Source organism: Ochrobactrum sp. SFR4 (assembly GCF_019730395.1).
Lineage (GTDB): Bacteria > Pseudomonadota > Alphaproteobacteria > Rhizobiales > Rhizobiaceae > Pseudochrobactrum.
On sequence record NZ_JAAPBB010001491.1, the window covers coordinates 1 to 230 of the forward strand.

The window sequence follows — 230 nt, forward strand, 5'->3', positions numbered from 1 at the left end:
AGGCGCTGATTGATCCGATGGGGCATGACCGCAAAGCCCGCATGTTCCAGCTGTTGCTGGATATGGGCTTTCCGGAAATCGAAATCGGCTTTCCTTCGGCTTCCCAGACAGATTTCGATTTCTGTCGCTGGTGCATTGAGCAGGGCAATGTGCCGGATGATGTGGATTTACAGGTGCTGGTGCAGTGCCGTCCGGAGTTGATCACCCGTACATTTGAAGCACTGGAAGGT

At 53.9% G+C, this 230-nt stretch carries 1 protein-coding gene; it reads left to right on the plus strand.

What is annotated here, in order from left to right; translation table 11 throughout:
• Nucleotides 1-230: hydroxymethylglutaryl-CoA lyase-like TIM-barrel protein (locus HBA93_RS23995; RefSeq protein ID WP_502910200.1), on the plus strand; the 230-nt coding region annotated here is incomplete at both ends.